At 70.7% G+C, this 20,222-nt stretch carries 16 protein-coding genes and 1 pseudogene; 4 read left to right on the forward strand and 13 right to left on the reverse strand.

The genetic code is table 11. The annotated features are described in order from the left end of the window. Positions 1-74: 74 nt before the first annotated feature. The 6 genes from rplS to ACWGJB_RS27735 form a co-directional block, all read right to left on the reverse strand. Positions 75-425 (reverse strand): 50S ribosomal protein L19, encoded by a 351-nt coding sequence (rplS, locus tag ACWGJB_RS27710; RefSeq protein WP_351323547.1) that lies wholly within the window; start codon positions 423-425, stop codon positions 75-77. Positions 426-566: 141 nt separating this feature from the next. Further along, entirely contained in the window at positions 567-1,400 is an 834-nt protein-coding gene (gene trmD / locus ACWGJB_RS27715) for a tRNA (guanosine(37)-N1)-methyltransferase TrmD (RefSeq protein ID WP_453382791.1), read from the reverse strand. After that, positions 1,400-1,966: a ribosome maturation factor RimM gene (gene rimM / locus ACWGJB_RS27720; protein ID WP_453382792.1), complete on the reverse strand. Its 567-nt coding sequence runs from the start codon at positions 1,964-1,966 to the stop codon at positions 1,400-1,402. Before rimM ends, trmD begins: the two co-directional genes overlap by 1 nt. Positions 1,967-2,070: 104 nt before the next feature. Next, on the reverse strand, positions 2,071-2,310 hold the full coding sequence (locus ACWGJB_RS27725) for an RNA-binding protein (RefSeq protein ID WP_003973401.1): 240 nt from the start codon (positions 2,308-2,310) through the stop codon (positions 2,071-2,073). Between the two features lie 5 nt (positions 2,311-2,315). Continuing rightward, on the reverse strand, positions 2,316-2,735 hold the full coding sequence (rpsP, locus tag ACWGJB_RS27730; protein WP_360484878.1) for a 30S ribosomal protein S16: 420 nt from the start codon (positions 2,733-2,735) through the stop codon (positions 2,316-2,318). Between the two features lie 301 nt (positions 2,736-3,036). Further along, positions 3,037-3,639, reverse strand: a complete 603-nt coding sequence (locus ACWGJB_RS27735; protein ID WP_450766032.1) for a hypothetical protein — start codon at positions 3,637-3,639, stop codon at positions 3,037-3,039. A gap of 586 nt (positions 3,640-4,225) precedes the next feature. Here ACWGJB_RS27735 and ACWGJB_RS27740 point away from each other — a divergent pair. Next, a complete protein-coding gene (locus ACWGJB_RS27740; RefSeq protein ID WP_453382793.1) occupies positions 4,226-5,086 on the forward strand; it encodes a methyltransferase domain-containing protein in 861 nt (286 codons plus the stop codon). 137 nt (positions 5,087-5,223) lie between these two features. On the opposite strand, the pseudogene ftsH reads toward ACWGJB_RS27740, so the two are convergent. The 6 genes and pseudogenes from ftsH to nsdA form a co-directional block, all read right to left on the reverse strand. Beyond that, positions 5,224-6,645 (reverse strand): annotated as a pseudogene (gene ftsH / locus ACWGJB_RS27745) (ATP-dependent zinc metalloprotease FtsH); the annotation flags it as partial. A gap of 550 nt (positions 6,646-7,195) precedes the next feature. Further along, positions 7,196-8,746 carry a signal recognition particle protein gene (ffh, locus tag ACWGJB_RS27750; protein WP_453382794.1) on the reverse strand — a complete coding sequence of 517 codons (1,551 nt, stop codon included), beginning with the start codon at positions 8,744-8,746 and terminating at the stop codon, positions 7,196-7,198. Between the two features lie 93 nt (positions 8,747-8,839). Continuing rightward, positions 8,840-11,299, reverse strand: a complete 2,460-nt coding sequence (locus ACWGJB_RS27755) for a [protein-PII] uridylyltransferase (RefSeq protein ID WP_453382795.1) — start codon at positions 11,297-11,299, stop codon at positions 8,840-8,842. Positions 11,300-11,334: 35 nt separating this feature from the next. Next, positions 11,335-11,673, reverse strand: coding sequence for a P-II family nitrogen regulator (locus ACWGJB_RS27760; protein ID WP_453382796.1), 339 nt, complete (start codon positions 11,671-11,673; stop codon positions 11,335-11,337). After that, positions 11,670-13,007 (reverse strand): ammonium transporter, encoded by a 1,338-nt coding sequence (locus tag ACWGJB_RS27765; RefSeq protein WP_453382797.1) that lies wholly within the window; start codon positions 13,005-13,007, stop codon positions 11,670-11,672. The genes ACWGJB_RS27760 and ACWGJB_RS27765 overlap by 4 nt, the downstream gene beginning before the upstream one ends. Positions 13,008-13,341: 334 nt before the next feature. Continuing rightward, complete coding sequence (nsdA, locus tag ACWGJB_RS27770) at positions 13,342-14,826, reverse strand: transcriptional repressor NsdA (protein WP_453382798.1); 1,485 nt, start codon at positions 14,824-14,826, stop codon at positions 13,342-13,344. A 456-nt stretch (positions 14,827-15,282) separates the two neighbouring features. Here nsdA and ACWGJB_RS27775 point away from each other — a divergent pair, with 456 nt between their 5' ends. Then, the gene (locus tag ACWGJB_RS27775; protein ID WP_453382799.1) at positions 15,283-15,939 is read left to right on the forward strand and encodes a bifunctional DNA primase/polymerase; all 657 of its coding nucleotides are present in this window, start codon (positions 15,283-15,285) and stop codon (positions 15,937-15,939) included. Positions 15,940-16,135: 196 nt separating this feature from the next. On the opposite strand, the gene ftsY is transcribed toward ACWGJB_RS27775, so the two are convergent. Beyond that, on the reverse strand, positions 16,136-17,329 hold the full coding sequence (ftsY, locus tag ACWGJB_RS27780; protein ID WP_453382800.1) for a signal recognition particle-docking protein FtsY: 1,194 nt from the start codon (positions 17,327-17,329) through the stop codon (positions 16,136-16,138). A gap of 128 nt (positions 17,330-17,457) precedes the next feature. On the opposite strand from ftsY, the gene ACWGJB_RS27785 reads away from it, so the two are divergent. Both ACWGJB_RS27785 and ACWGJB_RS27790 read left to right on the forward strand, forming a co-directional pair. Further along, positions 17,458-18,927 carry a cytosine permease gene (locus ACWGJB_RS27785; protein WP_453382801.1) on the forward strand — a complete coding sequence of 490 codons (1,470 nt, stop codon included), beginning with the start codon at positions 17,458-17,460 and terminating at the stop codon, positions 18,925-18,927. Between the two features lie 57 nt (positions 18,928-18,984). After that, on the forward strand, positions 18,985-19,956 hold the full coding sequence (locus tag ACWGJB_RS27790; RefSeq protein ID WP_453382802.1) for an LLM class flavin-dependent oxidoreductase: 972 nt from the start codon (positions 18,985-18,987) through the stop codon (positions 19,954-19,956). Positions 19,957-20,222: the final 266 nt, after the last annotated feature.

Genomic DNA, 20,222 nt, shown 5'->3' on the forward strand with positions numbered 1-20,222 from the left:
ATGTTATCCGGCCTCGGTGAGCCACCTTCTTATCGGCTCGCTCGCCTACGGCTCACGAGCCTCGTCGCACGCGATCAGTTGTCGCGCTTCTCCTTGATCTTCGCGGCCTTGCCGCGCAGGTCGCGCAGGTAGTAGAGCTTGGCGCGACGCACGTCACCGCGGGTGACGAGCTCGATCTTCTCGACGATCGGGGTGTGCACCGGGAAGGTGCGCTCGACGCCGACGGAGAAGGAGACCTTGCGGACCGTGAAGGTCTCGCGGACACCGCTGCCCTGGCGGCGGATCACAACGCCCTTGAACTGCTGCACACGGGAGCGGTTGCCCTCGATGACGCGGACGTGGACGTTGACGGTGTCACCCGGGCGGAAGGCCGGGACGTCGCTGCGCAGCGACGCGGAGTCGACGGTGTCGAGAAGGTGAGACATTTTTCGTCTGCTTTCTTCGCTGATGCCACAGGTCATCAACGGGAATAGATGTTCTTCGGAAGTGGGCCGTGCCGTCGGGGTGGGCGTCGTCTCCCCCTGTGGCAGGGGCGCACACCGGACGGTTCACAGCACAACAGCCGCCTATTCTTCCACGCCGTTGGCCCTGCGCCAAAATCGGCCGTAGGGCTCCCCCTCCGGATCCGGTGCCCAGCCCAGGATGGAGAGCATCTCGCGGTCCTTCTTGTCGAACGCCTTGGGGTCGCAGCGCTCGATCAGGTCGGGCCGGTGCACGGTCGTACGCTTCAGAGCCTCGTCACGGCGCCAGCGGGCGATCTTCCCGTGGTGGCCGCTGAGCAGCACCTCCGGGAGGTCGCGCCCCCGCCACTGCGGCGGCTTGGTGTAGACGGGCCCTTCCAGGAGGTTGGCCATCGCTCCGGGTGCGAAGGAGTCGTCCCGGTGCGACTCGGCGTTGCCGAGGACGCCGGGCAGCAGCCTGGCCACGGCCTCGGTGACGACGAGTACGGCCGCCTCGCCGCCGGCGAGCACATAGTCGCCGATGGACACCTCGTGGACCGGCATCCGGGTGGCGTACTCGTCGATGACCCGCCGGTCGATGCCCTCGTAACGGGCCGGTGTGAAGATCAGCCAGGGCCGCTCGGAGAGTTCGACCGCGAGTTCCTGGGTGAAGGGGCGGCCGCTGGGGGTGGGCACGATCAGCGCGGGGGCGTGCGCGCCGGTCTCGTAGCCGTCGGCGAGGACGGCGTCGAGGGCGTCACCCCAGGGCTCGGTCTTCATGACCATGCCGGGCCCGCCGCCGTACGGGGTGTCGTCGACCGTGTTGTGCCGGTCGTACGTCCAGGTCCGCAGGTCGTGCACCCGCACGTCGAGCTGTCCACGCGCGCGTGCCTTGCCGACGAGCGAGACGTTCAGCGGTTCCAGGTACTCGGGGAAGATCGTGACGACGTCGAGGCGCATCAGGACTCGTCCCGGGAGGAGGCGCTGCGTCCATCAGCGACTTCGTCGCGGGCCGCGTGGTCGTCGATCAGGCCCGGCGGGGGCGCGATGACCGCCTTCTGCTCCTCCAGGTCGATCTCGGTGACGATCTCCTCGACGAACGGGATCATCACCTCGCTGCCGTCGGGGCGCTCGACGATGAACAGGTCCTGGGAGGGCAGGTGCGAGATCTCGGTGATCCGGCCGACCTCGGTGCCGTCCGCGGTGACCACGTCCAGGTCGATCAGCTGGTGGTCGTAGTACTCGTCCTCGTCCTCGGGCAGCTCCTCCGGATCGACCTCGGCGATCAGGAGGGTGTTGCGCAGGGCCTCGGCCCCGGTGCGGTCCTTGACGCCCTCGAAGCGCAGAAGCAGACGGCCGCTGTGCACCCGGCCCGTCTCGATGGTCAGCGGTCCCGTCGAGGCGGGATCGGTGGCGAGTACGGCGCCGGGCGCGAGCCTGAGCTCCGGCTCGTCGGTGCGTACCTCGACGGTGACCTCGCCCTTGATGCCGTGGGCGCGGCCGATCCGTGCGACTACCAGCTGCACTGTGCTTGTTCTCCTGTCATAGGACTCATACGACCAGCCATACGACTACGGGCCGGGGACGGCCCAGTGGGCCCTCCCCGGCCCGAGCCGGTTGCGATGAAGCGTCAGCGGACGTGGTCCACGTCGACGAGGTCGACGCGGACTCCGCGACCGCCGATGGCGCCCACGACGGTGCGCAGGGCGCGAGCGGTACGGCCGTTGCGTCCGATCACCTTGCCGAGGTCGTCGGGGTGCACCCGGACCTCCAGCACGCGCCCGCGGCGCAGGTTGCGCGAGGCGACCTGCACATCGTCGGGGTTGTCGACGATGCCCTTCACGAGGTGCTCAAGCGCCTCTTCGAGCATGCTGCTCAGGCCTCGGTCGACTCGGACTCAGCCGCGGCCTCGTCCTTCTTCTCAGCCTTCTTCTTCTGGGTGATCGCCTCACCCTTGCCCTCGTCGTCACCGCCGAGCGCTTCGAACGTCGGACGCGCGGCCTTCGGCGCGGCGACGAGCAGCGGCGCCGGGGCGGGCTCGCCCTTGAACTTCTGCCAGTCGCCGGTCTTCTTCAGGATGGCGAGCACGGGCTCGGTCGGCTGGGCGCCGACGCCGAGCCAGTAGGCGACGCGGTCGGCGTCCACCTCCATGACCGACGGGTTGTAGGTCGGGTGGTACTTGCCGATCTCCTCGATCGCACGGCCGTCACGGCGAGTGCGGGAGTCGGCGACGACGATGCGGTAGTGAGGCGAACGGATCTTGCCCAGACGCTTCAGCTTGATCTTGACTGCCACGGGAGTGGGTTCTCCTGGTTTTGACGTGTTTGGGCACGGCGAGTCTGCCGCGTGGGGTTGCGGTACCCGAGTGCCCGATGGACGCGTCAGCCGGAGGAGAGAGGGGTCCTGTGCGGCTGTCGAGTACAGCTAGCCATTGTGCCACACCCTGCGGGTCGCTTTGGCCGACGGCGAGGTGCGGGGCCCTGGGCGTGCGGCAGCCGCACCCGGCGCGGAGGTGAGGTACGTCGGGTGCGCTGCCTGCGGGAGACCGGGGTGTGGCGATGAGCCATGGCTACGGCTGCCACGAGCAGCCGTCTGCTCAGCTCGCCGCCGCTCCCACGGCCTCCGGGATACGGAACGGCTTGCCGCAGCCGCCGCACACGATGGGCGCCTGGGCCAGGACCGACGGCACCACCCGGACGTTGCGGCCGCAGTCGCACACCGCCTTGACCCGGACGCCGCCGCCGGACGAGCCGTGGCGGGCGGCCGGGCCGCGGAAGGTACGGGAGGTGTCGGCGGAGGTCGCCACCGTGTGGGCCTTGAGAGCGCGCTGCAGCCTCTCGATGGTCGGCCGGTAGCGGCGCTTGGCCTCGGGGTTGAGCGCGACCAGCGAGAAGCCGCTGCTGGGGTGCGGCTCGTCGGGGTGGTCCAGGCCCAGCTCCTCGGCGATCGCGAGGAATCTGCGGTTGTGGTAGCGGCCGGCCCGGGAGGTGTCGCGCACTCCACGGGCGGCGGCGATGCCGTGGACTGCCTCATGGAGCAGCCGTTCGAAGGAGAGCTCGTGTCCGCACGCGGACGACGACTCTCCGATCAGGGACTCTGGCGCGGCAAGGTCAGGCAGTTCGGGGTGGTACCGCTGAATGTCGGCCCACGCCTCTGCCAGCTCTGCGGCGAGAACAGGTGGTGTCTGTGTCGTGCTCACGTAATGAGAACGAGCGGGGGTGCCGCTGTGTTCCTATTCCGGGGCATCTCAAATAATTTGCACGTACCCGTCAGTTGGCACTGATGCGTGGAGACGAGTACGGGTGCGCTGATCTGCGGAGAAGCCTCACAGCTCATACCAAGCCGGTGCGTAGTCTGACGTACGACCCGACGCGTACCCCCGGCGTAGGGACCGGGGCGGCTGTGGTCGGCGGATGCGCAAGAGGCCTTTCGGCCGCTCTCGTGGCGGAGACGCCATATCGGTCAGCGCCCGCGACGGCCCGGACGTTACTCGGACCCCGTCGTCATCCGGCGCCGACCCGTCTCCGGCGACCGGACACCGTGCGGCCGCCGTGCCGGCCGACCATGGCCAGAACCGCCGTGTCGTGGGTCCGATGGTAGAGCCACAAGTTGCGGGGATGTGAAATCTCGCCACAGTCACATTCCACCTACAAGCCGGTACCCGCGACCTCTGGACGCCACCGCGAGCCCGGAGTTACCTGGCATACGTGGGAAGTGCGAGCGCACGACTCGGGGACCACGGAATCGGTCAGTGCGTAACTCTCGGCGGATTGGGGCGCTTACCTATGACACCTACGCTCGTGCGGCATCGCCCGTCTCACGCGGACTCCGCACCCCGCGTGAACCTGGGCGCACGCGCGCGTGACTGGTCAGAGATCCAGGAGCGGATGCTGGTGCCGCTCTACGAGACCGTCCACGAGCGACTCGAAGTGGGCCCCGCCACCCGGCTGCTCGGCCTGCGCTGCGGTTCCGGTCTCGCCCTGTTGATGGCGGCGGCCAGAGGGGCCGTGGTGACCGGTGTCGACTCCTCCCCCGAACGCCTCGCCCTCGCCCGTGAGCGCCTGCAGCCCGAGCCGGTCCTCGGGGCACGCGCGCGTGGCCGTGCCGCCCGGGTCGTCGAGGGCCGCCCGGCGGACGCGGTGGACGCGCACGCACCGTCGTACAACCTGATCACCGCCTTCGACCCGATCGGCTGCCTGGCCGGCGACGCCGAAGGGCTCGGTGGACTGCTCGCCGAGGCGACGCCGTCGGCGGAGCGCGGGGCGGCCGTGGTGCTGGTCGGTTGGGGTCCGCCGGAGCGCTGTGCGACCTCGTCCGTCCTGCGGGTGGCCGCGAAATTGGCCGATCCTTTGCGCAGCGCGGGAAGTTGGCGGCCGGCGTGCCGCGACGACCTGGAGGAGGTCGCCCAGCGGGCCGGGCTGCGGATGGACGGTTCCGGCCGGGTCTCCTGCCCGTTCGGCTACGCCGACGCGGACAGCGCCGTACGCGGGCTGCTGTCGACCGGGCTGTTCGACGCGGCGATCGCGGCGACCGACCAGGAGCAGGTCGGCAAGGAGCTGACCGAGGCGCTCCACCCGCACCAGCGCCCGGACGGCACGGTGTGGATGCCGAACGTCTTCCGGTATCTGATCGCCCGCGTGCGCTGACGCTTCGCTGAAGGTGCCGTTGTCGCGCGGCCGCGGCGCCGCGGGGGCTGGTCGCGCCCGCGCGGCGGAGCCGCACGTCGATACAGCCCCGCGCCCCTTTGGGGCGCTAAGACTCGGGGCGCTCGGATTCGGGGCGGTCAGGTCTCGTCGAGGTCCTTGGTGAGTCGGGTGATCCCGGCGATCCGGTAGGCGTCCGCCTCCTCCAGCGTCTCGCGTTCCAGCAGGGCCTGGGCCAGCGCGTCCAGCTGGTCGCGGTGGTCGCGGAGTTTGCGGCAGGCCTCCTCGTAGCACTCGTCGACGATCCGGCGCATCTCGGTGTCGATCGCGTCCAGGGTCTGGGGCGCGGCGGGGAGTCCGTAGGCCTGCTGGGCGTCGTTCGGGAGCGCGGAGAGGCGGCCGACCTCCTCGCTCATGCCCCAGCGGGAGACCATCCCGCGCGCGATGTTGGTGACCTGCTCCAGGTCGCTCTCCGAACCGGTGGTGATCACGTCGTAGACGACCTGCTCGGCGGCCATGCCGCCGAGCGCGCCGATGATCCGGCCGCGCAGGTACTCCTCGGTGTACGCGTACTTGTCCGCGTCCGGCGTGGACAGGGTGACGCCGAGGGCGCGGCCCCGCGGCACGATGGTGATCTTGCGGACCGGGTCGGCGCCGGGCTGCAGCATGCCGAGCAGGGCGTGCCCGCTCTCGTGGTAGGCGGTGCGCCTGCGCTCCTCCTCGGGCATCACCAACGGCCGTTCGGCGCCGAGCTGGACCTTTTCCAGGGCCTCCGAGAGGTCGGACTGGGTCACGCTGTCCTGCTGGCGCTTGACGGCGAGCAGAGCGGCCTCGTCGGCGAGGTTGGCCAGTTCGGCACCGGTCATGCCCGGGGTGGTACGGGCGACCTGGGCGAGGTCGACGTCCGGGGCGAGCGGGATCTCCCGGGTGTGGATCTCCAGGATGGCCTCGCGGCCGGTACGGTCCGGGGGCGAGACCTGGACCACCCGGTCGAAGCGGCCGGGGCGGGTGAGCGCGGGGTCGAGGATGTCGGCGCGGTTGGTGGCCGCGATGACGATGACGCCCTCGGAACCGGAGAAGCCGTCCCTCTCGGTGAGGATCTGGTTGAGGGTCTGCTCGCGCTCGTCGTGTCCGCCCATGGAGGCACCGCCGCCGCGGGCCCGGCCGATGGTGTCGATCTCGTCGATGAAGATGATGGAGGGGGCGACCTTGCGGGCCTCCGCGAACAGTTCGCGCACACGTGACGCGCCGACGCCCACGATCATCTCGATGAACTCGGAGGCGGAGGCCGAGAAGAACGGCACCCCCGCCTCGCCGGCCACGGCCCGCGCGAGCAGGGTCTTGCCGGTGCCGGGCGGGCCGGCCAGCAGCACACCGCGCGGCATCTTGGCGCCCATCCTGCGGTAGGCGTCGGGGTTCTTCAGGAAGTCGACGACGTCGTTGAGCTCGCCCTCGACCTCGTCGATGCCGGCCACGTCCTCGAAGGTGGTCCGCTGCTGTCCGGGCTCCAGTTCGACCGGCTTGGGCGGCGCCTTGCGGCCCAGGATGCCGAGGGCGCCGCCGTGGTCCGCGCGTCTCCCGCCTTTCGGGCGGCTGCTACGGCTCCTCGGGGGCGCCCTCGGTGCGCAAGGGCTGGTCGGGCGACCTGCGTGGCGGCGCAGGGTTGGTCATTAGCGATTCCGCATATGACCAACCGTTCCTTTGCAGTGAGCGGAGGCAAGTCTGCGCACTGGCACGCCCCGAACGGTGTTGGGCGCACTGGTCGTCCGCTTTCGCAACCGGCCGGCGACACGGATCCTGTCCGTGGTCCGATCCAGAAGGGCGGAGTCCCTCACGACCTGGCCTATGGAAGTGGTCAGAGGCGACGGAGAGGCCCTGAACCATCACTCCGGTGGAGCAGGGGCCCCGCACGCTGGCACCACACCCGGCGTCCCAGATCGTGCTGACCACGCTACTCCGGACCGCACCGGACACAGCAAGCCTGAAGGCCGACCATCACACGATCGAGCTAAACCGCCCTCATGTGCGTTCGCCGAACGGCCTTTGCAACCCCTGGCACGCGCACAGGTGAACTCGGCCCTTGAACTCCCATGAACTTCAGCCCATGGAACGTCAGCCCATGAACTTCTTGAACTCGTCCGGCAGCTCGAAGTCCTGGGCGCCCTGCTGCGGCACCCCGAAGGCGTTGCCGCCCTGGGCGGCCGCCTCGCGGCGCTGGGCCTCCTCCAGCTCCTGCTGCTTGCGCTTCATCGGGTTGCCGGAGCGCTGCTTGCCCTTGGCCTTCTTCGGCTGCTTCTTGGCCCGGCCGGGGCCGCCGCCCATGCCCGGGATCCCCGGCATGCCCGGCATGCCGCCGCCCTGGGCCATGCGGGACATCATCTTGCGGGCCTCGAAGAACCGCTCGACGAGCCCCTTGACCGCGCTGACCTCGACACCGGAACCCTTTGCGATACGGGCGCGGCGGGAGCCGTTGATGATCGTGGGGTCCTGGCGCTCGCCCGGGGTCATCGACTTGATGATCGCGGCGGTGCGGTCGACGTCCCGCTCGTCCAGGTTGTTGATCTGGTCCTTGATCTGGCCCATGCCGGGCAGCATGCCGAGCAGCTTGCTGATGCTGCCCATCTTCCTGACCTGCTCCATCTGGGCCAGGAAGTCGTCCAGGGTGAAGTCCTGGCCCTTCTTGGACGCCAGCTTGGAGGCCATCTTCTCGGCCTCTTCCTGGCTGAACGTCTTCTCCGCCTGCTCGATCAGGGTGAGCAGGTCACCCATGTCGAGGATGCGGGAAGCCATCCGGTCCGGGTGGAAGGCGTCGAAGTCGTCCAGCTTCTCGCCGTTCGAGGCGAACATGATCGGCTTGCCGGTGACCTGGCGGATGGAGAGCGCGGCACCACCGCGGGCGTCACCGTCGAGCTTGGAGAGGACGACACCGTCGAAGCCGACACCGTCACGGAAGGCCTCGGCGGTGGTGACGGCGTCCTGGCCGATCATCGCGTCGACGACGAAGAGGATCTCGTCGGGGCTGACCGCGTCCCGGATGTCGGCGGCCTGCTGCATCAGTTCCTGGTCGATGCCGAGGCGTCCGGCGGTGTCCACGATCACGATGTCGTGGACCTTCTGCTTGGCGAACTCGATGGAGTCCTTGGCGACCTTGACCGGGTCTCCGACGCCGTTGCCCGGCTCGGGCGCGTAGACGGCGACTCCGGCGCGCTCGGCGACGACGCTGAGCTGGTTGACGGCGTTGGGGCGCTGCAGGTCGGCGGCGACCAGGAGCGGGGAGTGGCCCTGCTCCTTGAGCCAGTGGCCGAGCTTGCCCGCGAGGGTGGTCTTACCGGCGCCCTGGAGGCCGGCGAGCATGAGCACGGTGGGCGGCTGCTTGGCGAAGCGCAGCCGCCGGGTCTCGCCGCCGAGGATCGTGACCAGCTCGTCGTTGACGATCTTCAGGACCTGCTGGGCCGGGTTCAGGGCCTTGGAGACCTCGGAGCCGAGCGCCCGCTCCTTGACGTTCTTGATGAACGTGCGGACGACCGGGAGGGCCACGTCGGCTTCGAGGAGCGCGATGCGGATCTCCCGGGCCGTGGCGTCGATGTCCGCTTCACTCAGACGCCCTTTGCCGCGCAGATTCTTGAAGGTCGCTGAAAGGCGATCGGAGAGAGTGTCGAACACGGCGGCGTCGGTCCTCGGAGTCGGGGGCGGTGAGCGTCTTCCAGGGTATCCGGCCGCGCAAGGAAGTGGTCCCCGCCTTGCACAACCGTGCGGTCAGGCCCTCAGCGTCTCCTCCAGCTTGCGCGCCACCGAGCTCGCCTCCTCCGCGGGCAGCGGCGCGTGGTCGGTGCCGGTCACGTAGAAGGCGTCGACGGCGTTCGACCCGAGCGTACTGACATGCGCGCTGCGCACCCGTACCTCGGCGTCCTCCAGCGCCCGCCCGATCCGGAACAGCAGCCCGGGTGCGTCCTGGGCCCGTACCTCGATCACCGTGGCGTGCCGGGAGGCGGCCGAGGCCACCGTCACGCGCGGCGGCGGGGCCACCCAGCCCCGGCGCCTCGGGTAGGCCGCGTCCCGCTCCGCGAGGCGTCCGGCGATGTCCAGGGAGCCGTCCAGGGCACGGACCAGGTCGGCGCGGAGGCGGGCCGCCTGGGGCAGGGAGCCGTACTCGGCGGCGACGCGCCAGTCCAGGAGCAGGACGGTGCCGTCGTCGACGTCGTCGGGCAGCTCGAGGGAGCGCAGCTCGGCGGTGCGGACGGCGAGGCGGTGCATGGCCAGGACGCCGGAGACGGCCGGGAGGACGCCGGGCTGGTCCGGGACGGCGATGATCAGTTCCACACCGAGCGGCTCGGGGTCGCCGGACGGCTCGTCCTCCGCCGCCGCCGCCGGTTCGGTCTGGGCCCGCAGCGACAGCACCGGGCCGCCGGTGCGGAAGGCCTCGATGGCCAGCCGCTCCTGTTCGGCCGTGGGCGCGCCGGGCTCGGGCTCGTCGGCGCTGTCCCCGGCGAGGACCGCCGAGACCCGCTTGACCAGGTCGGCGACGAGAGAGCCCCGCCAGGACGACCAGGCGGCCGGGCCGGTGGCCAGCGCGTCGGCCTCGGTGAGGGCGTGCAGCAGTTCCAGGGTGCCCTGGCTGCCGACCGCCTCGGCGACCAGCCGGACCGTGGCCGGGTCCTCCAGGTCGCGCCGGGTGGCGGTCTCGATGAGCAGCAGGTGGTGTCGTACGAGCGTCGACAGGACCGCCACGTCCGTCCGGTCGAAGCCGATCCGGGCCGCCACGTCCTTGGCGATGATCTCGCCGGCCACCGAGTGGTCCCCGGGCCAGCCCTTGCCGATGTCGTGCAGCAGCGCGGCGACCAGGAGCAGGTCGGGGCGGTGGACACGGCGGGCGAACTCGGAGGCGCGGACGGCGGTCTCGATGAGATGCCGGTCGACGGTCCAGATGTGCACGGCGTTGCGCTGCGGCCGGCAGCGGACCCGCTCCCAGTCGGGCAGCAGCCGGGTGATCAGACCCTCCGCCTCCAGCGCCTCCCAGACGTCGACGGTCGGGCGGCCGGAACCGAGGAGGGTGACCAGCTGCTCGCGCGCCTCGGCGGGCCAGGGCGTGGGCAGGGGGCGCGCGGTGGCTGCCATGCGCCGTACGGCGTGCAGGGAGAGCGGGAGGCCGGCCTGCGCGGCGGCGGCCGCGGCGCGCAACGGGAGCACGTGGTCGCGTTCGGGGCGCGCGGCGCGGGCGAGCACCACCTCGCCGTCCTGCTCCACCACCCCTTCGGCGAGCGGGGAGCGCTCGGCGACCGGCTTGCCGCCGCCCAGCATGGCGCGCAGCCGCGGCCGCACGGCGCGCGAACGCAGCACGCGCCCCACTTCACGCCAGGTGACATCACTGGCGTACGAGATGACCCGCGCGGACTCGTAGACCTGGCGCAGGAGCGTGTCGGCGTCGAGGAGGTCCAGTTCGGCGGCGACCTGGTCCTGCTCCTGGAGCGCGAGGCGGTCGGTGGCGCGCCCCGTCGCGAGGTGCAGGGCGTCACGGACGTCGAGCAGGCGCCGGCGGGCGTCGGCGAGGCCCTCGCGCGGGGCGTCGGCCAGCCAGGAGGCGGCGACGGCGCGCAGCGCGGTGGCGTCCCGCAGGCCGCCGCGGGCCTCCTTCAGGTCCGGCTCCAGGAGGTACTGCAGTTCGCCGTGGCGTTCGGCGCGCTCGAGGCAGAGCTCGTGGAGTTCGGGGAGGCGTTTGGGGGCCTGGTTGCGCCAGTCGGCGAGGATCGCGGTGCGCAGTCCGGTGGTCAGGCCCAGGTCGCCGGCGATGTGGCGGGCGTCCAGGAGGCCCAGCTGGACCTTGAGGTCCTCGCCGGCGGTCTTGCGGGCCTCAGCCGGCGTGCGTACCGAGTGGTCGAGGGCCAGGCCCAGGTCCCAGACGGGGTACCAGAGCCGGTCGGCGACGGCGGCCACCGCACCGGAGTCGCCGCCGTCGTGCAGCAGCAGGAGGTCGAGGTCGCTGCGCGGCGAGAGCTCGCCGCGGCCGTAGCCGCCGACGGCGACCAGGGAGACGCCGCCCTTGATGCCCTCGGTGGCCGCCGCGAACAGGCCGGTCAGCCATTCGTCCGTGAGTTCGGCGAGGGCGGTACGGCGCGGCGGCCCGGACCGCGCCCCCTCGGTGAGGAGGCGCAGCCGGGCCGCCGCGTAGCCGCTGGGTCCCGTGTTCTCTGCGTCGTTCCGAACTTCCGTGCCCGTCACCCAGCGACTCCTGCCTGTATTCAGATGGTTCTGTTCTACAGTGCGTCCGGTCCGCGCTCACCCGTGCGGACCCGAACGGCGGTCTCGACCGGGAGGGACCAGACCTTGCCGTCACCGATCTTGCCGGTGCGGGCGGCCTTGACGATGACGTCGATCAGCTGCTCGGCGTCCTCGTCCTCGGCCAGCACCTCGATGCGGATCTTGGGCACCAGGTCGACCGTGTACTCCGCACCACGGTAGACCTCGGTGTGGCCGCGCTGCCGACCGTAGCCGCTGGCCTCGGTGACCGTGAGGCCCTGGACGCCGAAGGCCTGCAGGGCCTCCTTGATCTCGTCGAGCCGGTGGGGCTTCACGACCGCGGTGATGAGCTTCATGCGTCCACCTTCTTGCTCGTGCCGGCCAGGGCCGCGGCGGAGACGGTGCCGACGACACCGCCGCCCGCCCCGCTGAAGTCGTATGCAGTCTCGGCGTGCTCGGCCTGGTCGATGCCGGAGACCTCGTCGTCCTCGGAGACCCGCATGCCGATGGTCTTGTCGAGGAGGAAGGCGAGGACCGCGGAGGCCACCAGGGAGTAGGCGAGGACCGCGCCGACACCGGCGAACTGCTTCCACAGCTGGGTGAAGGAGTGGTCACCGTAGAAGACGCCGGTCGCGGCGGACTGGCCCTTGCCGGTGGCGAAGAAGCCGATGAGCAGGGAGCCGATGATGCCGCCGACCATGTGGACGCCGACGACGTCCAGGGAGTCGTCGTAGCCGAACCTGAACTTCAGTCCGACGGCCGCGGCACAGGCCACACCGGCGATGACGCCGACGGCGATCGCGCCGAGCGGGGAGACCGCACCACCGGACGGGGTGATCGCGACCAGACCGGCGACCGCGCCGGAGGCGGCGCCCAGCGTGGTGAACGCGCCGTGGCGGATCTTCTCGTAGGCGAGCCAGGCCAGCATGGCGGCGGCGGTGGCGACCTGCGTGTTGACGAACATCAGCGCGCCGACGCCGTCGTCGTTGCCGAGCCACGAGCCCGCGTTGAAGCCGAACCAGCCGAACCACAGCAGACCGGCGCCGAGCATGACCAGCGGGAGGCTGTGCGGGCGCATCGGGTCCTTCTTGAAGCCGACCCGCTTGCCGATGACCAGGATCACGCCGAGGGCGCCGGCACCGGCGTTGATGTGGACCGCCGTACCACCGGCGAAGTCGATCACACCGAGCTTGTAGGCCCAGCCGTCGGCGCCCCAGACCCAGTGGGCCACCGGGACGTAGACGATCGTGAGCCACAGGGCGACGAAGAGCGCCCAGGCCGAGAACTTGACGCGGTCCGCGATGGCGCCGCTTATCAGGGCCGGCGTGATGACCGCGAACATCATCTGGAAGACCATGAAGACGAAGATCGGGATCGTGTAGCCGTCCCAGAGCTCCGTCAGGCCGACGTTGCTCATGCCCAGCCAGTCGGAGTTGAAGCCGATGAAGCCGTTGCTGGAGCCGAAGGCAAGGGAGAAGCCGTAGAGAACCCACAGGATGGTGACGATCCCGATGCTGACGAAGCTCATCATCAGCATGTTCAGGGTGCTCTTGACGCGGACCATGCCTCCGTAGAAGAAGGCGAGTCCCGGCGTCATGAGCAGCACCAGGGCGGAACAGATGAGCATGAAGCCTGTGTTCGCGGAGGACAGCTTGGGTGCCTCCGCGGCAAGCATGATGGCTGGTGCCATCGGCGTCTCCTCGTCGATTGGTACGGCCCAGGGTGCGGGCGATGCCTGAGAGCGGTCCGGTCAAGCGGGGGGTGGGCCGGTTATGCGCCATGAGATTGGCGCAGCGCGGTTTCGGTCGTTGCCCCTCGTTGTTTCGCCGGAGTGACGAAGACGCCCTGCGTGTTACGCGTCGATGAACTGCGAGATACCGGGCTGCGGGATCGTTATCGTGGCGCAACCTTCTCCCGGCCGGAGAGAACCGGCCGCGGCGGCCTTCCGATGACCTGGCGTGGGGGAGCCGAGTCGGGCAGTTCGGGAGGGCCGGCCGCGGCCGGGGTCTGGGGTGGGCCGGGGTTCAGACCGCCTCGGCGGTCTCCGGCAGGTCGACGGCGAGCTGTTCGGTGAGGTCGACGACCGCGGCGAGATCGCCGTGGTCACGGACGGCCGCGTCCACCGTCTTTCGAATACGAGTGTTCACGCGTTCCGAGCGCACCTTCTTGGCGATGCCCATGGCCTCGGAGGCCAGAGCCGTGCTCTGCTCGGGCTCGCCCCGCAGCAGGTGCACGGTGGCCATGCCGATGAGGTTCAGTGCGTACGACCGCTGGTGCTCGGAGTCCTTGGCGAACAGCTCCACGGCCCGCTGCATCAGGGGCTCAGCCAGGGAGGCGTAGGTGGGGCTGCGGCCGGCGACGTAGGCCAGGTCGCGGAAGGAGTGGCTGTTCTCGCCGTAGAGCTCGGCCTCGGAGAAGAAGCGGATCCAGTCCGGGTCCGGCTCGTCCCACTCGTCGGCCTCGGCGAAGGTGTCCTCGGCCATCCGGACCGCGCGCTTGCACTTCCCGGGCTGACCCATGTTGGCGTAGGCGCGGGCCTCCATCGCATACAGCATCGACTGGGTGCGCGGGCTCGCGCAGTCCCGGCTGCCGTACTGGGCGAGGTGGATCAGCTCCAGGGCGTCGTCGGGCCGGCCGAGGTGGATCATCTGGCGGCTCATGCTGGAGAGGACGTACGAGCCCAGCGGCTTGTCGCCGGCTTCCTTGGCCGCGTGCAGGGCGAGCACGAAGTACTTCTGGGCGGTGGGCTGGAGCCCGACGTCGTACGACATCCAGCCGGCCAGCTCGGCCAGTTCGGCGGCGACCTGGAAGAGTTTGCGGGCGGTGGTCTCGGGCTGGGGTTCCTGGAGCAGGTCGGTGACCTCGTGCAGCTGGCCCACGACCGCCTTGCGGCGCAGGCCGCCGCCGCACTGGGCGTCCCACTGGCGGAACATCACCGTGGTGGACTCCAGGAGCTCCAGCTCGGGCCTGGAGAGGCGGCCCGGGCGTCGGGAGTCGGCCACCGGCTCGGGGGCCTGCGACAAGGCGGTGGGTGAGGGGACGAGCCAGCGCTGCATGGGCTCGATGAGGGACGGGCCCGCCGACAGGATCAGCGAGGTTCCGAGGAAGCCGCGCCGCGCCAGCATCAGGTCGCTGCGCGAGAACTCGCTGAGCAGGGCCACCGTCTGCGGGCCCGTCCAGGGCAGGTCGACGCCGGTCGCCGAGGGTGACTGGCGGGCGGCCCGCAGACCGAGGTCCTCGACCGAGACGACACAGCCGAAGCGCTCGGAGAACAGCTCGGAGAGGATCCTCGGGATCGGCTCGCGCGGGTTCTCCCCGTCGAGCCAGCGGCGCACCCTCGACGTGTCGGTCGAGATGTGGTTGGCCCCCAACTGGCGCGCCCTGCGGTTCACTTGCCGCGCCAGCTCGCCCTTGGACCAGCCGCTGCGCACGAACCACGAGTTGAGCAGCTCATTGGGGCGCTTGTCCGTACTGGCCGCGGTCGTCCCGCTTCCGCCGTTGCCGCCCACTGGAACGCCCCCATCCCTGAGACCACTTGTTGCCGGATGCGCCAAGCCCTATCAGAATGCCGGTAAATACGGCCGCCCGCCCGCAGTTCTCACCCTTCGAACGGGATGCCGAGTTGCCTCCGGCATACCCACGAGTGCATGTGCCCCCAGGCCTCGTGCACTCAAAGTAATCCTACGATCACTGCTCCAGCCATGGCGATCCCGGAAACGCCACCATTCGCCACCCCATCGAATGAACTCACGATGGCCTCGGCGCGATTCACTTGACATAGGACGGCCGGGAGTAGGCGGAGCGATGCACTCGGGGGCGCACAGCCCCAGGTGCACCACCGGTAGCACTTCCAGGCGCTGCCTTGACCTTGCGGGCGCACGGGAAGGCGGAGCCCTAGCGTCACGTTCCGTTTCCGTCTCGTTCCGTGTCGTAACCACCGGCGCGCCGGACCCGTTGGAGGGGGCATGGGCTTCACGATCGGCGGCATTCGCGAGATCCGCTCCGGCACACGCCGGCGCGGTCGTTCATCGGACTGCACCGCCGTCGCCGAGTTCACCGGCCTGTGGGGCTGGGACGTGGTCCCGGGGGCCCGGGCCGCGGCCGGCGCGTGCTCGTGCGGGCACACCGACTGTCCCGCGCCGGGCGCGCATCCGCTGGACTTCGCGCCCCAGGTGCCCGCCGGGGCCACGCTCGACGAAGTCACCAAGGCCTGGGGCGAGTTCCCGGGCGCGGCGGTGATGCTGCCGGTCGGCCGCGCGTTCGACGTGATCGAGGTCGCCGAACCCGCCGGGCGCCGCGCCCTGGTCCGCCTGGAGCGCATGGGGCTGCCGCTCGGCCCGGTCAGCGTCACCCCCGAGGGCCGCGCGCACTTCTTCGTCGCCCCCGGCGCCGACGCCGAACTCCCCGAAGTGCTCTACCGCATGGGCTGGGACGACCCGACCTCCCTGGACCTGCGCGGTCTCGGCCCGGGTACGCACATCACCGCACCGCCGTCCGACCGGGGCGGCCAGGGCCCGGTGCGCTGGCTACGGCCGCCGGCCCTGGACTCGGCGACGAAACCACCGGCGGCGAGGCTGCTGCTGGGGACACTGGCGTACGTGGCACACCGGTCGCGGGCGTAGCCGCCCGGCCGGCGACAGCGGGGAGCCCCGTCGCATCTGCACCGTGCGGCGGGGCTCTTCTGTTTCCCACCCGGCCATCGCGGACACCGCCCGAGAGCGGCGCCGGTCCGGGCGCACAAAGCAGCGGCGCCCGTCCCCGACTGCATCTTGGGGACGGGCGCCTCTCACACCGGCGGGAGGTGAATTTACCCGCCCGCTACTCCCCGATAAGGGCGTCAACGAACGCCTCCGGCTCGAACGGTGCCAGGTCGTCCGCGCCCTCGCCGAGGCCGATGAGCTTGACGGGTACCCCCAGTTCGCGCTGGACCGCGATCACGATGCCGCCCTTGGCGGTGCCGTCCAGCTTGGTGAGCACGATGCCGGTGATGTCGACGACCTCGGCGAACACCCGGGCCTGGACCAGGCCGTTCTGGCCGGTGGTGGCGTCCAGGACGAGCAGCACCTCGTCCAGCGGCGCGTGCTTCTCGACGACCCGCTTGACCTTGCCGAGCTCGTCCATGAGCCCGGTCTTGGTATGAAGACGCCCGGCGGTGTCGATCAGCACGACATCCACCCCCATCTCCTTGCCCTCCTTCACCGCGTCGAAGGCGACGGAGGCGGGGTCGCCGCCCTCCGGCCCGCGCACGGTGTAGGCGCCCACCCGCTCGCCCCAGGTCTGGAGCTGGTCGGCGGCGGCGGCCCGGAAGGTGTCGGCGGCGCCGAGGACGACCGTACGGCCGTCGGCGACGAGCACGCGCGCGAGCTTGCCGGTGGTGGTGGTCTTGCCGGTGCCGTTCACGCCGACGACCATGACGATGCCGGGCTTGCGGTCGGCGGGCTCGGTCTTCACCACGCGGTCGGCATCGGTGCCGACCAGCTTGAGCAGCTCCTCGCGCAGCAGCCCACGCAGCTCCTCGGGGGTACGGGTACCGAGTACCTTGACGCGCTCGCGCAGCTGTTCGACCAGCTCGGTGGTGGGCTGCACACCGACGTCGGCGGTGAGCAGGGTGTCCTCGATCTCCTCCCAGGTGTCGTCGTCGAGGTGCTCGCGCGAGAGCAGCGTGAGCAGCCCCTTGCCGAGCGCGTTCTGGGATCGGGAGAGCCGGGTGCGCAGCCGGACCAGACGGCCGGCCGTGGGCTCGGGGATCTCGATCTCGGGAGCCGGGGGCTCTTCGACGACGACGGGAGCCGAGCCGTCGGGAAGGTCGACCTCCTCTATCGTCCGGCGCGGTTCGTCGCGCGGCGTCTCGGCCTCGTCGCCGACGTGCGGCTCGGCCGGGGGCGCGGTGATGTCGGGCGCGGAGGGCGGCGGCGGGGGCAGCGACTTCTTGCGCCGGCTGCCGATGACCAGCCCGCCGAGCGCGCCGAGCACGACCACGGCGATGACTACAGCAAGGATGACGGTTTCCATAACCCGTCCAGTATCCATCCCTCCCCCGGGCACGACTTTGTTCCCTCGCGAGGGAGTTTCTGGACGATCCCCCGAATCAGGATGCCCTCTTTGGGGGTATTCATGGGACTAAAGTACGATGACTGCTCATGAGCACCACCGCCCACCACGATGGCGCCCTCGAACATCTGGAAGAGTCGCTGGAGCACCACGGTCTCGAAACCCGAGGCCTCGAACCGGTCCCCGACTCCGAACGCACCGCGACACCCCGCGGACTGCTCCCCACCTGGATCGCCGCCAACATCAGCGTCCTGCTGCTCACCGTGGGCGCGAGCCTGGCGGTGTCGTTCGGACTGAACTTCTGGCAGGCCCTGGTGGTCGGCACCGCCGCGCCGATCGTGTCGTACGGCCTGGTCGGGCTGGTCGGCATCGCGGGCAAACGGGGTGGCGCACCGGGCATGGCCCTGTCCCGCGCGGTCTTCGGACAGCGCGGCAATCTGCTGCCCGGCGCGCTGATCTGGGTGGCGCGCTGGGGCTGGGAGACGATCAACGCGGTGACCGGCACCTATGCGCTGCTGACGGTCCTGGACATCCTCTTCGGAATCAGGAGCAACACCGCCCTGATCATCGTCACCCTGCTGCTCTTCGTGATCACCACGTTCGTGATCTCGGGCATGGGCATCAGGGCGGTGCGACGCTGCAACCGGTGGGCGACCTGGCTGTTCGGCGCCTTCACCCTGCTGGTCCTCGGCCGTCTGATGGCGGTCACGGACTGGAGCAGGGTGTTCGGGCAGCCCACCGGCCCCACGGCGGCGATGATCACCGGAGTCGGGCTGATCGCGGCGGGCGGGATGAGCTGGGCGCCGGCCTCGCCGGACTTCACGCGGTACCTGCCGGGCACGGCGTCCTCGGCTGCGATCGTACGCAACACGGTCGGCGGCGCCGCGATCGTCGTCCTCCCCATGGTCCTGATGGGTGCGGTGATGGCGTCCGGCACGCCGGACCTCGCCAGGGCGGGCGACCCGGTCTCCTTCCTCGGCGAGATCCTCCCGCTGTGGCTCGCGGTCCCCTATCTGCTCATCGCCCTGGTCGGCATGCTCCTGATCAACGCGATGTCGATGTACTCGGCGGGCTTCACCGCGCAGACGCTCGGCTTCCGGTTCCCCCGCCACTGGGCGGTCTCCGTCAACGCGGTGATCTCGCTGGTCCTCGGCGGGGTGCTGATGCTGGCGGCGACCTCGTTCATGGGCTCGTTCATCGCGTTCCTGTCCCTGCTGGCGGTGGCGTTCTCGGCGTGGGTGGGCGTGTTCGGGGTCGACATGCTCCGGCGGCGGGAGTACGACGCCACGGCGCTCCTCGACACCAGCCGCACCAGTGCCTACTGGTACCGGGCGGGCTTCTCCCCTGCCGCCGTAACGGCCTGGGCGCTCGGACTGCTGGCCGGGATCCTGTTCACCAGGTCGGACTGGTTCACCGGCCCGTTCGCCGCGAACAACCCCGTCGGCCGGTACGGGCTGGGCTGGATCGCGACGATCGTCGTCTCGGGTCTGCTGTACGCGGTGCTGCCGAAGCCGGCGGTGGTACCGGCGGCCGGGAAGCGCGCACCTCTGGCTGTCTGACGTACCGTCAGCTACTGTCCCCGCACACCCGCCCTGCCAAGGTGAAGGGGAACTCCCATGCCCGTCTCGGTCGTTCGCTTCAACCTCGTCGAGCCCGGGGCCGACTCCGCCTCGCTGAGCGCCCGTTACCGGGCCGCCGTGGAGATGGCCGGGTACGCCGACGAGCACGGGGTCACCACGGTCCAGACCGAGGAACACCACGGGGTCGACAACAACTGGCTGCCGTCGCCGTTCGCTTTCGCGGGCGCGGTGTTCGGGGCGACGCGGAACATCGCGGTGACCGTGTCGGCGGTGATCGGCCCGCTGCACAACCCGCTGCGGCTGGCGGAGGACATCGCGGTCCTCGATCTGCTCAGCGGGGGGCGGCTGGTGACGGTGGCCGGGATCGGCTACCGGCCGGAGGAGTACGCCCTGTTCGACGTGGAGTGGAAGCGGCGGGGGCGGCTGCAGGACGAGGTGCTGGAGACGGTGCTCAAGGCGTGGACCGGGGAGGAGTTCGCGTACCGGGGCCGTACGGTACGGGTCACACCGCGCCCCTTCACCGATCCGCACCCGCTGCTGCTGGTCGGCGGCTCCTCCAAGGCCGCCGCCCGCCGTGCCGCCCGGCTCGGTCTGCCGTTCTTCCCCAGCGCGCACCTGCCGGAGCTGGAGGCGTACTACAAGGAGAAGCTCACCGAGTACGGCACGGAGGGCTGGACGATGATGCCCACGGCGGAGACGCCGCTGCTGCACATCGCGGAGGACCCGGACCGGGCGTGGGCGCGGTACGGGCAGCACTTCCTGCACGAGGCCCGGACGTACGCGTCCTGGCAGTCGGGGGACATCCACTCGGCGGTGCGGTCGTCGGCCACGACGGTGGAGGAACTCCGCGCGGAGGGCGTCTACCGCATCCTCACGCCACAGGAGTGCGTGGCGGCCGGCCTGGACAACCTCGTCCTGCACCCCCTGGCGGGCGGCATGCCGGTGGAGGAGGGCTGGCGCAGCCTACGCCTCTTCGGAGAGGCCGTGCTTCCGGCGCTGCCGGCGTAGTGGGGCGGGGGTTCGTGCACGGCCGCCTGCCGAAGAGCGGGGCACCACCGGTCCCGGCCGTCGGGGCTGAGCGCCGTTGTGGCGGAAGAGCGGAGGAGAGGGGCGCGGCGGACCGGGGAGGGAAACTCCGCAGCCGGCCGGGAAGCGGGAGCGTCCTGCGGCCGGGCGAGCAGGGAAAGCGCCCTGCCCGTCGGGCGAGGAGTGGGAGTGCGTTGCGGTCGGGTGAGGGGGATGGGCCGTCGCCCCGCCCGGGCAGTGACCGGGCG

It is taken from the genome of Streptomyces sp. NPDC054813 (assembly GCF_053611365.1).

Excerpts from the sequence above, each read along its gene's own strand:
- ACWGJB_RS27765 (WP_453382797.1), bottom strand. The coding sequence starts at position 13,007 with ATGGCACCAGCCATCATGCTTGCCGCGGAGGCACCCAAGCTGTCCTCC.
- ACWGJB_RS27725 (WP_003973401.1), bottom strand. The coding sequence starts at position 2,310 with ATGCTCGAAGAGGCGCTTGAGCACCTCGTGAAGGGCATCGTCGACAAC.
- ACWGJB_RS27760 (WP_453382796.1), bottom strand. The coding sequence starts at position 11,673 with ATGAAGCTCATCACCGCGGTCGTGAAGCCCCACCGGCTCGACGAGATC.
- ACWGJB_RS27740 (WP_453382793.1), top strand. The coding sequence starts at position 4,226 with ATGACACCTACGCTCGTGCGGCATCGCCCGTCTCACGCGGACTCCGCA.
- rplS (WP_351323547.1), bottom strand. The coding sequence starts at position 425 with ATGTCTCACCTTCTCGACACCGTCGACTCCGCGTCGCTGCGCAGCGAC.
- ftsY (WP_453382800.1), bottom strand. The coding sequence starts at position 17,329 with ATGGAAACCGTCATCCTTGCTGTAGTCATCGCCGTGGTCGTGCTCGGC.
- ACWGJB_RS27775 (WP_453382799.1), top strand. The coding sequence starts at position 15,283 with ATGGGCTTCACGATCGGCGGCATTCGCGAGATCCGCTCCGGCACACGC.
- trmD (WP_453382791.1), bottom strand. The coding sequence starts at position 1,400 with ATGCGCCTCGACGTCGTCACGATCTTCCCCGAGTACCTGGAACCGCTG.
- ACWGJB_RS27785 (WP_453382801.1), top strand. The coding sequence starts at position 17,458 with ATGAGCACCACCGCCCACCACGATGGCGCCCTCGAACATCTGGAAGAG.
- ACWGJB_RS27790 (WP_453382802.1), top strand. The coding sequence starts at position 18,985 with ATGCCCGTCTCGGTCGTTCGCTTCAACCTCGTCGAGCCCGGGGCCGAC.